Raw genomic sequence first — 15,039 nt, forward strand, 5'->3', positions numbered from 1 at the left:
AACACGTCTCCGACACCGCGCCTCCCGGTATCCGGCACTCCTCCGGCGTCAGCCGCGGCGCAGTCGCTCCGCCGCCCGCACCAGCGCGTCCACGCCCCGTTCGGCCTTGGCGCGGGGGCAGCCCACGTTGAGCCGGACGAAGCCGGGAGTCCCGTACACGCCGCCGGGCATGATGGCGACCTTCTCGACCGTCACCAGCTCCTCCTGGAGCCGGGCTTCCTCGATGCCGAGCGGACGCAGGTCGATCCAGGCCAGGTAGCCGGCCGGCGGGGGCTCCCAGACGACGCCCGGCAGGGTCGCGAGCCGCTCCTGGAGCAGCTTCATCGTGCCCGCGACATAGCCGCGCAGCTCGTCGAGCCAGGCGGCGCCGTGCCGGTACGCAGCGATGTGGGCGGTCATGGAGAGCACGGCGGGCGAGGCGAGGCCCTCGCCGTTCTGCATGCGGTGGACGAAGGTCTCGCGCTCCTCCGGGTCGCCGACGATGCCGTACGAGCCGGAGAGCGCGGGGAAGTTGAAGGCCTTCGTGGCCGAGGTGACGAGCGCCCAGCGGCGGTTCCGGCCCGCTGCGGCGATCCGCGTCCACGGGATGTGCCGGTGGCCCTCGGTGGTGAGGTCCGCGTGGATCTCGTCGCTGACGACCGCCGCTCCGTGGCGCTCGGCGAGCTCGGCGAAGGCGGTGAGCTCCTCCTCCGTCCACACCCGGCCGGTCGGGTTGTGCGGGGAACAGAGCAGCAGGACCTTGCTGTCCGGGCGGGCGAGTTCCCGCTCCAGGGCGTCGAGGTCGCCGAGGGGGACCCCGCGCAGCTCGCGGCCGAGGCCGGTGACGACCTTGCGGAAGCCGTCGTACGTGGGGGTGTGGACGACGACGCCGTCGCCGGGCGCGCTCCACATCCGGAGCAGCTGGGAGATCTGGCTGAGCACGGAGGGCGCGTAGACGAGGGTCTCGGGGTCGATCCCGGTGGCGTACCGGCTCGCGTACCAGTGCCGGACCGCGTCCCGGAACTCCCCGATCCGCCAGTCCGTGTAGCCGAAGACCCCGTGGTCCACCCGCTCACGCAGGGCGGAGAGGACCTCCGGCGGCGAGGAGAAGTCCATGTCGGAGATGGTGAAGGGGAGCAGGTCGGACACCCCGAAGCGGTCCGCTATGCCGTCCCACTGGACCGACCAGGTGCCGCGTCGGTCTATCTCGCGGTCGAAGTCGTACATCGGGTCATCCCTCCCGTGGCAGCACGAGGGCCCGGTACCTCGGGAGGTACCGGGCCCGTCGCTCGGACGCTTACTTCAGCTTGGTGCCGGTGGAGCGCAGCGCGGCACAGGCCTCGGTCACGCGGGTGGCCATGCCGGCCTCGGCCAGCTTGCCCCAGGTGCGCGGGTCGTAGGTGGACTTCACGCCGACCTCGCCGTCGACCTTCAGGACACCGGCGTAGTTGCGGAACATGTGGTCCACGACCGGGCGGGTGAAGGCGTACTGGGTGTCGGTGTCGAGGTTCATCTTCACGACGCCGTTCTCAAGGGCCGTGGCGATCTCCTCGGCGGTCGAGCCCGAACCGCCGTGGAAGACGAAGTCGAACGGGTTGACCTTGCCGAACTTCTCGGCGACGCCCGCCTGGAGGTCCTTGAGGAGCTCGGGACGGAGGACGACGTTGCCCGGCTTGTAGACGCCGTGCACGTTGCCGAAGGAGGCGGCGAGCAGGTAGCGGCCCTTCTCGCCCAGGCCCAGGGCCTCGGCGGTGCGGATCGCGTCGTCGACGGTGGTGTACAGCTCGTCGTTGATCTCGTGGCTGACGCCGTCCTCCTCGCCGCCGGTCGGGGTGATCTCGACCTCAAGGATGATCTTGGCGGCGGCGGCCTTCGCGAGCAGCTCCTGGCCGATGGCCAGGTTGTCCGCGAGGGTCTCGGCGGAGCCGTCCCACATGTGGGACTGGAACAGCGGGTTCTCGCCACGGGCGACGCGCTCGGCGGAGACCTCGAGCAGCGGACGGACGTAGCCGTCCAGCTTGTCCTTCGGGCAGTGGTCGGTGTGGAGGGCGACCGTGATGTCGTACTTCGCGGCGACGATGTGCGCGAACTCGGCCAGGGCAACGGCGCCCGTGACCATGTCCTTGTTGTACTGACCGCCCAGGAACTCGGCTCCGCCGGTCGAGATCTGGATGATGCCGTCGCTCTCGGCCTCCGCGAAGCCGCGCAGCGCAGCGTGCAGGGTCTGCGAGGAGGTCACGTTGATGGCCGGGTAGGCGAACTTGCCAGCCTTCGCCCGGTCGAGCATCTCGTTGTAGACCTCGGGGGTTGCGATGGGCATTCGTCCGCTCCTTGTGATGTGCGGGGTGTGTGCGTTGCTGTCCCTGACCTGGGGGCGACGTCATCGTCGCCCCCATCCTTTCAGACTCTCGTCGGAGCTCCCACGGCCCGGACGACACGAAGGGCGGAGTGTTTCACGTGAAACACTCCGCCCTTCGGTAAAAGAGCAGGTCAGACCCGACATCGCACGGGTCCGGGACCTAAGTCACGACTTCGCGGCGGTTACGCCAGACCGAGCTCGTCCAGCGCGAACGCGAAGAGGTACGGAACCCCCGCCGTGGTGCTGATCTTCTCGCCGGCACCGGTCGCGCGGTCGACGATCGTGGCGACCGCGACGACCTCGGCGCCCGCCGCGCGAGCCGCCTCGACGGCGGTCAGCGGCGAACCGCCGGTGGTGGAGGTGTCCTCGACGATCAGGACGCGACGGCCCTTGATGTCCGGGCCCTCGACCTGACGCTGCATCCCGTGCGCCTTGGCGGCCTTGCGGACGACGAAGGCGTCGAGCCGCTCGCCGCGCGCGGCGGAGGCGTGCAGCATCGCGGTCGCGACCGGGTCGGCGCCCAGCGTCAGACCGCCGACCGCGTCGAATTCCAGGTCCTTGGTCAGTTCGAGCATGACCTGGCCGACCAGCGGCGAAGCCGCGCCGTCCAGCGTGATCCGGCGCAGGTCCACGTAGTAGTCGGCTTCCAGGCCCGAGGAGAGGGTCACCTTGCCGTGCACCACGGCCTTGTCCTTGATCTGCTGGAGCAGCTCAGCGCGTACGTCAGTCATGCTCAGCAGCTTAAGGGGCGTCTTTTACGGTCGCCGCCAGCTCCAGACGGACTCGACCTCCAGCGGGTCGATCGGGGTGACGAGACGCGGGTGGGTGTTGAGGCCGTTCGGCGGGCCGGACTGCGGCTCCACGCAGACCGCCTCGGCCGGCTCGTCGTAGATCACGACCCACTCGGCGCGGCTCGCGACCTTCACCTCCAGCTCCCCCGGCCAGGTGAGGGTGACGTCGACGCCGCCGGGCATGCCGAAGCAGTCGTCCCAGGGGCCGGGCAGGGGCTCGATGCGGCGGCCGGTGGGGAGGTGGTCGTCGCCGCGCTCCTCCTGCCAGGCGGGGGCGAAGTCGACCTCGACGTCCTGGCCGCCCTGGCCGAGGTTGCGCAGGAACCAGGGGTGCCAGCCGGCCTGGGCGGGGAACGAGTCGGCGTAGGTCTCGACGCCGAAGCGCAGGGTGAGGGAGTCCTCGGCCAGTTCGAAGACCTGGGTGACGCGGCCCTTGTACGGCCACGGGTCACCGAGCTCGCAGGTGAACACGGCCTCGGTGGCGGAGGTCCGCGCGGTCTTCCAGGCCACGTCGCGGACGGTGCCGTGGATGGCGTGCGGGGCGGCGTTGACCGGCAGCTGATGGGTCGTGGCGCCGTTGCGGAAGCGGCCGTTCTCGGTCCGCCCGCACCAGGGCACCATCGGGAAGCTGCCGTACCGGTCGCCCTGGCGCAGCAGCTCGGTGCCGCCGATGCGCAGGCTCTCGATCCGGCACCCGTGCTCGGGGTTGATGGTCAACTCGGCGGCGCCCGCCGTCAGTCGCGTCTTCGTCGTCACGACACGACCCTAGCCCTCAGCGCCCCCGGCTTCCGTGAAGGCCTCAGCGCCGCCGGATTCCGTGGGGCCTCAGCGCCGCCGCCCTCCGTGAAAGGCCTCAGCGCCGCCGGCGCAGCGCGCGGCCGACGACGACCGCCGAGGCGAGGGCAAGGGCCGCGGCGGGCGCGATCCAGCGCAGGGTGGCGCCGGCGCTGGTCGCCTCGGGCGCGGGGACGGGGGCGTACCGGCCGCGCGGCGGGGCGTGGTCGACCTCCTCGGCGCTCCGCCCGATCATCGTCCGGCGGGCGTGGGCGGCCTCGGCGGCGGGCTGCGGGGCGGGGAACTCGATCGGGGTGGCGCCGAAGTCCTCGTCCAGGAGCGGGTCGAGAGAGGTCGGCGCGACGGGGGTGTCGACGTCACCGCGCCCGCCCGGCTCCTCGATGCCGTCGTCGACTCCGTCGTCGTCCGTATCGGCGGACTCCTCCGCGGACTCCTCAGCGGACTCCTCGGCGGCCGAGGGCTCCTCCGCGAGGGCGGCCAGCGCCTCCACGAACTTGTCGAGCAGCTTGGCGCCGGCCAGGGACCGCGCCCCGTCCGTCGCCTCGGCGAGCCGGCCGGCCGCCGTGAGGGCGCCGGTGAAGCTGAGGCTGGTGCCCTCGGCCACCGGAGTGAGGACGACGGTCAGCGAGAGCTCGGCGGAGCCCTTGCCGCGGGCCTCGGTGCCCTGGCCCTCGTAGGTGATGGCGCCGTCCCGCTCGACGACCTTCAGGGAGCCGCGGTACGTGATGGTGTTGCCGCCGACCCGGACCTTGAGCCGTCCCGTGAGGGGGCCCGCCGCCGCGTCGGCGTCGCGCTGGAGGCCGGGAACGCAGCGCACCACCCGGGCCGGGTCCGTGAGCGTCGCGCGCAGGGCCTCGGCCGGGACGGGAACGAACACCTCATGCTCCATGGAAGCCGAGCCTACTCAGGCCGGGGCGCGGCGTCGCCTGTTTGACGCGGGGCGCGCGCCGGGCCGGCCCGCCCTCCCGTGGGCGGCGCGCGCCCGCGCCGGCCCTCCCGTCGCGGCGCGCGCTCCCGCCGGCCGCCCTCAGGAGCCGTAGCGCGGGTGCACCAGGGTGGACGGGGGTGGGGCGGTGCCCCTGGTGCGTTCGGCGCGGCGGGCGGCCGCGGCCAGGGTGTCCGGGGCGAGCGAGCGCAGCCGGGGCGCGTCCGGGGCGAGGCCGAGGACGGGCGGCCGGTCGCCGGGCTCCGCGAGGAGGAAGCCCCAGTCGTCCGGCCCCCGGCCCGTACCGCTGGTGCGGTCGGCCCGGTCGGGTCCGGCGGCGAAGCCGGGGGCGCGGCCGCGCGCGCTGTAGGGGCGGGTCGCGAAGCCGGCGGCGCGCAGGGTGGCGTCGACCGTCCAGTAGGTGCGGGGCCGGTCCGCGGCCGATCCGGCGTGCACGGCGAAGCGTCCGGTGCCGGTGAGGACGCGGGCCACCAGGCCGTAGAACTCCTCGGAGTAGAGCTTGGTGCTGGGGGTGATGCCGGGGTCGGGCAGATCGGAGATGACCACGTCGTACCGTTCCTGCACACGATCGGCTGCGGCCCTCAGCCAGCCGAACGCGTCCGCGTAGACCACCCGGACGCGCGGGTCGCGGAACGCCTGCGCGTTGAGCGTGGCGAGGGCGGGGTCCGTACGGGCGAGGCGGACGACGCCCGGGTCGATCTCGACGACGGTGACGGCACGGACGCCCGGGTAGCGCAGGGCCTCCCGGGCGGCCAGGCCGTCCCCGCCGCCGACGATCAGGACGCGGGCGTGCGCGCCCTTCATCGCGGGGTGGACGAGCGCCTCGTGGTAGCGGTACTCGTCCTGGCCGGCGACTCTGAGGCGGCCGTCGAGGAAGAGGTCGGGCGGTCCTTCGCGGCCGCCCGTCACCACGACCTCCTGGAGCTCGGTGTGGACGGCGACCCGCACCCGCTCCCCGTACACGGCGCGGCGGGCGGCCTGTTCGAAGTCGTCCACGAGCACGGTCGCGGTGGCGAGGACGGCCAGGACGCAGACGTTCACGGCGAGCAGCAGGGCCCGTGAGCGGCGGGTCAGGTCGCGGCGGAACACCCAGAGGACGAGCCCGCCGCCCGCCACCGCGTTCACCGCGCCGGTGACGAGCGCGCCGGTGAGCTGACCGAGCCAGGGCAGCAGCAGGAACGGAAAGGCGAGGCCGCCGACCAGCGCCCCGACGTAGTCGGCGGCGAAGAGGTCGGCGACCGTCCCGGCGGCGTCGTCCTGGTCGCCGGGTCGGTCGCCGAGCGCGGCCTTCCGGCCGGTCCTGCCGGACCGGCCCGCCCGCTGTATCAGGGACATCAGCAGCGGGATCTCGGCGCCGATGAGCACGCCGATGGCGAGCGAGAACGCCACGAGCGCGTATCTCGACTCGCCGAGCCAGGCGAAGGCCGCGTACAGCACCATCGCCGAGCAGCCACCGATGAGCGCGAGCCCGGCCTCGACCAGGCCGAAGCCGACGGCGGCGCGGCAGCGCAGCCGCTTGGCGAGCAGCGAGCCGACGCCCATCGCGAAGACCATGACGGAGAGCACGACGGAGGCCTGGGTGACCGAGTCGCCGATCAAGTAGGAGGCGAGCGCGACCAGTTCCAGTTCGTAGACCAGGCCGCAGGCGGCGCAGACGAACACCACCGCGAGGACCGGGAACCGCACTGCCTCGCGCGGCCGGACGGGCCGCCGCGCGGGCGGTCGTCGCACCCTCGTGGGTGGCATGGTCACGGTCGGCTCGATCATGACCGTAACGCTACGTCACGACTGACGGACCCTTTGTCACCCACACGAGTGCACCTGGCGCCCTGGAGGGGCGTATCAGAGCGTTGCGGGCATACGTGCGGCGAGGCGGGTCCTGGTCACCACCAACTGCCCCTCCTGCGGGTAGGCGTGCCAGGTGCGCCACCGCAGCTGGCCCTCGTGACGCTGCGCCAGCATCGCCGTGAAGGCGTGCGGCGAGCCGGGGAAGGTCCCCGCGAGGCCGTTGGGGTGGTCTGCGACGAGCGCGAGCAGCTCCTGCGCGCGTCCGGCGAAGGAACCCTGCGAGAGCGTCTCCACGCGCGCGGCGAATTCGTACTCCCATTCGCCGACGCGCTTGGAGACGCCGAGCGGCAGCGGCGTGCTGCTGCCCGGCATGCAGGCGACGGTCTCCGAGCAGCTGCGGCCCTCCTCTTCGAGGAGGACCTGGTGAGAGGCGCCGAGCAGTCTCAACTGAAGCTTGGCGCCCGCGAGTTCGAGGTCGAGCACCGCAAGCGCGGGCAGCGGCTCGCGCCCGAGCGCCCAAGCCAGATCGGCCGCGCGCGTATCGGTGTAGGTGGTTTTCAGGGTGGTGAGCATGGGTCGGCTCCGCAAACACGGTTTGACGGGTGGGCCGGGGGCGCCCCGGAGAGGGTCCAACGGGAGTGGGGGATCGCCGGCTCGGTTCCACACACGGTCCGAGGGCTGTCTCTGTCAGGAGCGAGAGAACCACGACCGCCGGGCGACTCGCAGCGTTTTTACCCAACTTGCCGTGGTTTCCAACCCCTTCGGGGACCCCACAGTTCAATTGTTCAATCAGAATCGATCGACATGTCGGCACAGAATGCCAACGTCACGTGCCTCCGGAGCGCCCGCGCGACCGCGGCGCGCACCGCGGTCGCCGTCCGGCGCGGCTCAGCTTCCGCCGCCGCCGCAGCCGCCCCCGCAGCCGCCGCCTCCCCCGCAGCTCGACCCGCAGGAGCTGCCGCCCCCGCCGCAGCCGCCGCCGCTGCTCCCGTCGGCCCAGTGGCTGCTCTTCCGGCCTCCGCGGCGCCGGCCGCGCCTCCGGTCCCGGACGGTGGAGATCAGGCCGATGACGACCAGTGCCCCCACGATCACGATCACTACTTCCATCAGTGCTACCCCCGTTCTTCTGTGCGAGGGGGATGCCCCCTACGGCCCCCCGTCAAAGCGGACTTGAGCGAATCCAGAGCTTCAGCTGCACGAGGAGCTGGAGCACGAGGAAGACGAGCAGGACGAGCTCGAACACGACGAGGAGGAGCAGGAGAACGACGAGGACGAGGAGCACGAGGAGGAGGAAGAGGAAGAAGAGGAGGACGACGACGAGGAGGAGCCCGAACCGGCCCACCAGCTGTCCCCGCCACCGCTCCGGCCGCCGCCGCCCGCGCGCCTCGAACCGCTCATGCCGCTCACGATGAGCCACACCCCGAACCCGATCACCGCCGCGATCCCGAGGATGATGAATGCGATGTTCATGCCAGGGCGATCCCCTCATCGGGACCCCGTCAAAGCGCACTTGAGCAAGTCCAGAGCTTCCCCTCAGGATGGCCCTCATGACACGACCGCTGCTCAACCGCCGGCTCGCCGAGTTCGGCACGACGATCTTCGCCGAGATGTCCGCGCTCGCCGCCAGGACCGGGTCGATCAACCTCGGTCAGGGCTTCCCCGACACCGACGGACCCGAGGAGATCCGGGAGGCCGCCGTCCGCGCCCTGCGGGACGGCCGCGGCAACCAGTACCCGCCCGGCCCCGGCATCCCCGAGCTGCGCACGGCCGTCGCCGACCACCAGCGCGAGCGGTACGGCCTCGCGTACGACCCCGACACGGAGGTGCTCGTCACCGCGGGCGCGACCGAGGCGATCGCGGCGGCGCTGCTCGCCCTCGTCGAGCCGGGCGACGAGGTGATCGCCCTGGAGCCGTACTACGACTCGTACGCGGCCTGCATCGCGATGGCCGGCGGCACCCGTGTCCCCGTCACCCTCCGCCCCCACGACGGGCGCTACGTCCTCGACCTCGACGAGCTGCGGGCCGCCGTCACCGACCGCACCCGCCTCATCCTGCTCAACACCCCGCACAACCCCACCGGCACCGTCCTCACCCGCGCCGAGCTCACCGCCGTCGCGGAGCTCGCCGTCGAGCGCGACCTCCTCGTGGTCACCGACGAGGTCTACGAGCACCTGGTCTTCGACGACGCCGCCCACATCCCGATCGCCACCCTCCCGGGCATGCGCGACCGCACGGTCACCATCTCCTCGGCCGGCAAGACGTTCTCGTTCACCGGCTGGAAGGTCGGCTGGATCACCGCGAGCCCCGAGCTGACCTCCGCCGTCCGCTCGGCCAAGCAGTTCCTCACGTACGTCTCCGCCGGCCCCTTCCAGTACGCCGTCGCCGAGGCCCTCCGCCTCCCGGCGGCGTACTTCGACGGCCTGCGCGCCGACCTGGCGGCCAAGCGGGACCTGCTGAGCGAGGGCCTCGCCCAGGCCGGCTTCGAGGTCTACCGCCCGGCGGGCACGTACTTCGTCACCACCGACATCCGCCCCCTCGGCGCCACCGACGGCTTCGCCTTCTGCCGCTCCCTGCCCGAGCGCGCCGGCGTCGTCGCCATCCCCAACGCCGTCTTCTACGACCACCGCGAGGCCGGCGCCCCCTTCGTCCGCTTCGCCTTCTGCAAGAAGACCGAGGTGCTCGAAGAGGCCGTGACCCGCCTCAAGGCCCTGGCCCGCTGACGACACGCCGAGAGCCCGGCCCCCTCGGAAGGGGGCCGGGCTCTCGGGCTGTGCGGTGGGGCGGGGAGGCTCAGGCCTCGTCCTCGCCCGCGGCCTTGTCCTCGGGGGTCTCCAGGCCGAACTGCTCGACGATCCACTTGTCGAACTCGATGGAGGCGCGGACCCAGCTGACCGTGGAGGACACGAAGTGCTCCAGGGCGACGCCGGTGCCGATCAGCATCTGGGCCTCGCCGATGAGGCGGAGGGTGGCGGAGCCGTCCTCCTCCTCGTGCAGGTGGGTGTAGACCTTGGGCCACAGGGTGCGGCGGTTCCAGTCGTCGATCGCGTCGAGGACCTTCGCGCGGTCGTCGGCGGAGTGCGGGCGGTCGTAGAACGTCCGCACCGAGAAGACCTGCTGCTCGTCCTCGCCGCGGAACATGAAGTACGTGCGGAATTCCTCCCACGGCGCCGCGAGGTCACCCTCGTCGTCGACGACGTACTTCAGCTCCATCTGCTCGAGGAGCTGCTTCACGAGGTCCTGGTCGGGGACGACGGGGCCCGCCGGTCCTGCGGCCTGAGGCTGGGGCTGGCCCCCGAAATTCGGAATCGAGGACGGGTCGATGCTCACCGTGTATTTCCCTTCGTACGGATGCTCGCCATCCTCCCCCATGTCGGGGGGTTCGGGGGAGTCCCGTCGGCCCCGATCCGCTGCGGGCTGACAAGAACATCCCCCTTCACCTGTGCGTTCAGCGGGCCGGGCCGACGATCAGGTCGTCCTCGAACCGGTCCACGCGGACCGTGTCGCCGTCGACGACCTCGCCGGAGAGGATCTCCTTGGCGAGCCGGTCGCCGATCGCCGTCTGGATGAGGCGGCGCAGGGGCCTGGCCCCGTACGCAGGGTCGTTGCCCTCCTCGGCGAGCCACTCCAGGGCCTCCGGGGTGACGTCGAGGGTGAGCCGCCGGTCGGCGAGCCGCTTGGCGAGCCGGTCGATCTGGAGCCGGGCGATCCGGCCGAGCTCGGCCCGGTCGAGCGCCGAGAAGACCACCAGGTCGTCGAGGCGGTTCAGGAACTCCGGCTTGAAACTGGCCCTGACCACGTCCAGGACCTGCTGCTTCTTCACCTCGTCCGAGGTCACCGGGTCGACCAGGCTGTGTCCACTCAAGAACTGACTGCCGAGGTTCGAGGTCAGGATGAGGATGGTGTTGCGGAAGTCCACCGTCCGGCCCTGTCCGTCGGTCAGCCGGCCGTCGTCGAGGACCTGGAGCAGGATGTCGAAGACCTCGGGGTGGGCCTTCTCCACCTCGTCCAGGAGCACGACGCTGTACGGGCGGCGGCGGACCGCCTCGGTGAGCTGGCCGCCCTCCTCGTACCCGACGTAGCCGGGGGGCGCGCCGACGAGCCGGGCGACGGAGTGCTTCTCGGAGTACTCCGACATGTCGATGCGGATCATGGCCCGCTCGTCGTCGAAGAGGAAATCCGCGAGCGCCTTCGCCAGCTCGGTCTTGCCGACGCCGGTGGGGCCGAGGAAGAGGAAGGAGCCGGTGGGCCGGTCGGGGTCGGCGATCCCGGCGCGGGTACGGCGCACGGCGTCGGAGACGGCCCGGACGGCCTCGGACTGGCCGATCAGGCGCCTGCCGAGCTCGTCCTCCATGCGCAGCAGCTTCTGCGTCTCGCCCTCCAGGAGGCGGCCGGCGGGGATGCCGGTCCAGGCGCCGACGACGTCCGCGATGTCGTCGGGGCCGACTTCCTCCTTGACCATGGTGTCCTTGGAGGACTCCTGCTGGGCCTCGGCCTCGCTCGCCTCCTCCAGCTCCCGCTCCAGGGCCGGGATCTCCCCGTAGAGCAGCTTGGAGGCGGTGTCGAAGTCGCCGTCGCGCTGGGCGCGCTCGGCGCGGCCGCGGGTCTCGTCGAGGCGCTCCTTGAGCTCGCCGACGCGGTTGAGGGACTGCTTCTCCTTCTCCCAGCGTGCGGTGAGGCCGCGCAGCTCCTCCTCGCGGTCGGCGAGGTCGCGCCGGAGCTTCTCCAGGCGCTGCTTGCTCGCCGCGTCCGTCTCGTTCTTGAGGGCCAGCTCCTCCATGCGGAGCCGGTCGACGGAGCGCTGGAGCTCGTCGATCTCGACGGGCGAGGAGTCGATCTCCATGCGGAGCCGGGAGGCGGCCTCGTCGACGAGGTCGATGGCCTTGTCGGGGAGGAAGCGGGAGGTGATGTACCGGTCGGAGAGGGTCGCGGCGGCCACCAGGGCGGAGTCGTTGATCTGCACCTTGTGGTGGGCCTCGTACCGGCCCTTCAGACCGCGGAGGATCGCGATGGTGTCCTCGACCGTCGGCTCGGCGACCAGGACCTGCTGGAAGCGGCGCTCCAGGGCCGGGTCCTTCTCGATGCGCTCGCGGTACTCGTCGAGGGTGGTCGCGCCGACCATGCGGAGCTCGCCGCGGGCCAGCATCGGCTTCAGCATGTTGCCGGCGTCCATGGCGGAGTCGCCGCCGGCGCCCGCGCCGACGACCGTGTGCAGCTCGTCGATGAAGGTGATGATCTGGCCGTCGCTCTCCTTGATCTCGGAGAGGACGGTCTTGAGGCGCTCCTCGAACTCGCCGCGGTACTTGGCGCCCGCGACCATGGCGCCGAGGTCGAGCGAGACCAGCCGCTTGTTCTTCAGCGACTCGGGCACGTCGCCCTTCACGATCCGCTGGGCGAGGCCCTCGACGACGGCGGTCTTGCCGACGCCGGGCTCGCCGATGAGGACCGGGTTGTTCTTGGTGCGGCGGGAGAGCACCTGCACGACGCGGCGGATCTCGTGGTCCCGGCCGATGACCGGGTCGAGCTTGCCCTCGCGCGCGGCGGCCGTGAAGTCCGTGCCGAACTTCTCCAGCGCCTTGTACTGCCCCTCCGGGTCGGGTGTGGTCACCCGGCGTCCTCCCCTGCTCTTCTCGAACGCGTCGAGCAGCCTGGAAGCGCTCGCGCCCTGCCGGTCGAGGATCTCACCGGCCTGGCCGCCCTTCGCCGCGAGGGCGATGAGCAGGTGCTCGGTGGAGAGGTAGTCGTCGCCGAGTTCCTTGGCGCGCTTGTCGGCGTCGGCGATGACGGCGAGGAAGTCGCGGTTGGGCTGCGGGGGCGCGACCGTGGACCCCGTGATGCTCGGCAGGGCGGCGAGGAGCCGCTCGGCGCCCGAGCGGACGACGGCCTGGTCGGCCTCGACGGCGGCGAGCAGGTCGGTGATGTTCTCGTTGTCCTGACCGGTCAGCAGCGCGAGCAGCAGGTGCGCGGGGGTCAGGTCGGCGTGCCCCTCGGACACGGCGCGGCTGCTCGCCGCGTTGATCGCGTCCCGGCTCCGGTTGGTCAGTTCGGCGTCCACGTGCGGTGCTCCTCCTGGGTTCTCGTGGGTCCTCTCCTTCTATGACTTCTCCAGCGTACACAAAGTTGAGTCGATACGGCTCAAGGTATCGGAGGGAGCCCCGCGCCGGGTAGTTTCCGGGCATGGCAACGGACCCGCGGAACCCCTCCGACTCGTACGCCGGCTTCTGGCGCGAGTACCACATGAGCACCCTGACCACCCCGCGCCCGGACGGCACCCCGCACGTCGTGGCGGTCGGCGTCACCTACGACCCCGAGGGCGGGTACGCGCGGGTGATCACCAACAAGAACAGCCGGAAGGTCGCCAACGTCCTGGCGGCGGGCGCGGACGGCGCCCGGGTCGCCGTCTGCCAGGTCGACAAGGGGCGCTGGGCCACCCTGGAGGGCATCGCCCACATCCGCACCGAGGCCGAGGTCGTCGCGGACGCCGTCGCCCGCTACGCCGAGCGCTACGGCCGCACGCCGGCCCCCAACCCGGACCGGGTCGTCATCGAGATCGCCCTCACCCGGGCGATGGGCCGCGCCTGAGAAGTGCGCGGGCACAGCACAGCGGCGCCATCGCGTTTCAGGTCCGCGATGGCGCCGCTGTGTGGGGGAAGTGCCGGAGCGATCTACAACGACGGGGGAATCGCTCAGGCACTGCGGGGGGTGGCGGTGATGGTCTCGGGCTCGATCAGCTGGTGGTCACGCTGGTCGAGATTGACGAAGATCATGCCGTACCTGATGGCACAGCGGATCGGCTGCGGGGCGCCCCGGGGGCGCCGGAGACACCGGTAAGCACGGACGTCCTCGTCCTGCTCGCGTGCGACGACGATCGGCTCCCCGAAGAGGGTGACCTTCAGCGAGTCGCCACGGTGGGGGATGGCCGTGGCGAGGTCGACGAAGTGCCATCCGGAGCGGTAGGCCGAAGCCATCTCGCGCCGGAACCTCGGGTCGTCGGGCGGGACACTCACGCGCCCGCACCCTTGGGAAGGATCTCCCAAGACGGCTCGCCGGGCGACGCGAGCACATCGTGCGCCGGAGTGGAATCCCAATCAGGCTCGCTGGGCGACGCGAGCACATCGTGTGCCGGAGTGGTCTCCCACGAAGGCTCGCCCGGCTCCGCCACTACGGAGTGCGCCGGGGTGGTCTCCCATGAGGGTTCGCCGTTGAGTGCGAGCCCGCCGAGAACAGCCGCCGCAACGGCTATGGCGCTGAGTGCACGAACCATCCTGGTCATGGCCGATCTCCACCTCTTTTGATCACTACCTCCCCCCCGCGAGTTAGACGATGACTTACTCATGACCCGTCCACCAGCCAACCCGGGCATCATGTTCCTGTAATTCATGACCCTGAGGGGGGTGCAAATGAGTCTGGAATGTGACGGATCGGGCCATAACCACAGTCACGGTGAACTATGCGACGTGGGCAAGGAGCTGTACGCGAACGCACTCCGCACGGGGCGAATCGCCCGCTCCGAGGCCGCGGCCGCCCCGTGCCTGAAGGAGCTCTCCCTCCTTCACCCCGACCCCGACGACAGCCAGTGGCTGCACCCGGTGTCGCCCTCGATCGCCCTCAATCAGCTCATCCACCCCATCGAACAAGAGATACAGGCGCGTCGGCAGCACGCCATCGCACTCGCCGACGCGTTCGAGCCATTCCTGGCCATCCACACCCCCGACCCCTCCGCCGCACAGGCCATCACCGTCCTCGAAGGCCTCAGCGTCATCAACGCGACGCTGGACCGCGTCATCAACGAGTGCACCGAGGAACTCCTCACCATCCAGCCCGGCAGCGGCCGCCGACCCGACACCCTCGAAGCGGCCCTGCGCCGGATGCAGCCCCTGCTGAACCGCGGGGTCCGGATGCGCACGCTCTACCAGCACACCGCCCGGCACCACCCCGCCACCCTCGCCTACGTCGAGCGGGTCGCCCCCTACGGCCTCGAACTGCGCACCCTCGAAGAGATCATCGACCGGCTGATCATCGTCGACCGCAAGGTCGCCTTCGTGCCCGCCCGCAGCGACCGCCAGGTCGCCCTCGAACTCCGCCACGAAGGCCTCGTCCAGTACCTCGTCGGCGTCTTCGACCAGTTCTGGCTGCACGGCGTGCCCTGGGAGGAGGAGATCCCCTACAGCCCGTCCGTGGACGGCATAGGGGGCGTCCAGCGCTCCATCGCCAAACTCCTCGTCGAAGGCCACGTCGACGAGGCCATCGCGCGCCGGCTCGGCATGAACGTGCGCACCTGCCGCGCCCACATAGCCAAACTCGCCGCCGCGCTCGGCAGCGGCAGCCGCGCCCAGCTCGGCTACCTGATCGCGCAGTCCGGCATCCTCGAAGGGGACAGCTGA

At 71.4% G+C, this 15,039-nt stretch carries 15 protein-coding genes; 3 read left to right on the top strand and 12 right to left on the bottom strand.

Annotation, left to right across the window (positions count from 1 at the left end; genetic code table 11):
• Window positions 1-48: 48 nt before the first annotated feature.
• From ACZ7G1_RS26100 to ACZ7G1_RS26140, 9 genes are all read right to left on the bottom strand, one after another.
• Window positions 49-1,206: a MalY/PatB family protein gene (locus tag ACZ7G1_RS26100; RefSeq protein WP_470876253.1), complete on the bottom strand. Its 1,158-nt coding sequence runs from the start codon at window positions 1,204-1,206 to the stop codon at window positions 49-51.
• 70 nt (window positions 1,207-1,276) lie between these two features.
• Complete coding sequence (fbaA, locus tag ACZ7G1_RS26105; protein WP_470876255.1) at window positions 1,277-2,299, bottom strand: class II fructose-bisphosphate aldolase; 1,023 nt, start codon at window positions 2,297-2,299, stop codon at window positions 1,277-1,279.
• A gap of 221 nt (window positions 2,300-2,520) precedes the next feature.
• Window positions 2,521-3,069, bottom strand: coding sequence for an orotate phosphoribosyltransferase (pyrE, locus tag ACZ7G1_RS26110; RefSeq protein ID WP_470876257.1), 549 nt, complete (start codon window positions 3,067-3,069; stop codon window positions 2,521-2,523).
• A gap of 24 nt (window positions 3,070-3,093) precedes the next feature.
• Entirely contained in the window at window positions 3,094-3,885 is a 792-nt protein-coding gene (locus ACZ7G1_RS26115; RefSeq protein WP_470876259.1) for an aldose epimerase family protein, read from the bottom strand.
• 97 nt (window positions 3,886-3,982) lie between these two features.
• The gene (locus ACZ7G1_RS26120) at window positions 3,983-4,813 is read right to left on the bottom strand and encodes an SRPBCC family protein (RefSeq protein WP_470876261.1); all 831 of its coding nucleotides are present in this window, start codon (window positions 4,811-4,813) and stop codon (window positions 3,983-3,985) included.
• Window positions 4,814-4,951: 138 nt separating this feature from the next.
• The gene (locus tag ACZ7G1_RS26125) at window positions 4,952-6,637 is read right to left on the bottom strand and encodes a polyamine aminopropyltransferase (RefSeq protein WP_470876263.1); all 1,686 of its coding nucleotides are present in this window, start codon (window positions 6,635-6,637) and stop codon (window positions 4,952-4,954) included.
• 75 nt (window positions 6,638-6,712) lie between these two features.
• A complete protein-coding gene (locus ACZ7G1_RS26130) occupies window positions 6,713-7,231 on the bottom strand; it encodes a DUF2617 family protein (RefSeq protein WP_470876265.1) in 519 nt (172 codons plus the stop codon).
• A 315-nt stretch (window positions 7,232-7,546) separates the two neighbouring features.
• Window positions 7,547-7,765, bottom strand: a complete 219-nt coding sequence (locus tag ACZ7G1_RS26135; RefSeq protein WP_470876267.1) for a hypothetical protein — start codon at window positions 7,763-7,765, stop codon at window positions 7,547-7,549.
• Between the two features lie 52 nt (window positions 7,766-7,817).
• A complete protein-coding gene (locus ACZ7G1_RS26140) occupies window positions 7,818-8,075 on the bottom strand; it encodes a hypothetical protein (RefSeq protein ID WP_470876269.1) in 258 nt (85 codons plus the stop codon).
• 130 nt (window positions 8,076-8,205) lie between these two features.
• On the opposite strand from ACZ7G1_RS26140, the gene ACZ7G1_RS26145 reads away from it, so the two are divergent.
• On the top strand, window positions 8,206-9,378 hold the full coding sequence (locus ACZ7G1_RS26145) for a pyridoxal phosphate-dependent aminotransferase (RefSeq protein ID WP_470876271.1): 1,173 nt from the start codon (window positions 8,206-8,208) through the stop codon (window positions 9,376-9,378).
• A gap of 70 nt (window positions 9,379-9,448) precedes the next feature.
• Here the strand turns inward: ACZ7G1_RS26145 and ACZ7G1_RS26150 are convergent, their stop codons facing one another.
• Window positions 9,449-9,985 carry a type III secretion system chaperone family protein gene (locus ACZ7G1_RS26150; protein WP_470876273.1) on the bottom strand — a complete coding sequence of 179 codons (537 nt, stop codon included), beginning with the start codon at window positions 9,983-9,985 and terminating at the stop codon, window positions 9,449-9,451.
• Between the two features lie 118 nt (window positions 9,986-10,103).
• Window positions 10,104-12,710, bottom strand: a complete 2,607-nt coding sequence (clpB, locus tag ACZ7G1_RS26155; RefSeq protein WP_470876276.1) for an ATP-dependent chaperone ClpB — start codon at window positions 12,708-12,710, stop codon at window positions 10,104-10,106.
• Window positions 12,711-12,832: 122 nt separating this feature from the next.
• On the opposite strand from clpB, the gene ACZ7G1_RS26160 reads away from it, so the two are divergent.
• Window positions 12,833-13,237, top strand: a complete 405-nt coding sequence (locus tag ACZ7G1_RS26160; RefSeq protein ID WP_470876278.1) for a pyridoxamine 5'-phosphate oxidase family protein — start codon at window positions 12,833-12,835, stop codon at window positions 13,235-13,237.
• 104 nt (window positions 13,238-13,341) lie between these two features.
• Here the strand turns inward: ACZ7G1_RS26160 and ACZ7G1_RS26165 are convergent, their stop codons facing one another.
• Entirely contained in the window at window positions 13,342-13,662 is a 321-nt protein-coding gene (locus ACZ7G1_RS26165) for a Rieske (2Fe-2S) protein (protein ID WP_026058376.1), read from the bottom strand.
• Between the two features lie 372 nt (window positions 13,663-14,034).
• Here ACZ7G1_RS26165 and ACZ7G1_RS26170 point away from each other — a divergent pair, with 372 nt between their 5' ends.
• On the top strand, window positions 14,035-15,039 hold the full coding sequence (locus tag ACZ7G1_RS26170; protein WP_470876280.1) for a helix-turn-helix transcriptional regulator: 1,005 nt from the start codon (window positions 14,035-14,037) through the stop codon (window positions 15,037-15,039).

The organism is Streptomyces sp. NPDC037273 (assembly GCF_055603625.1).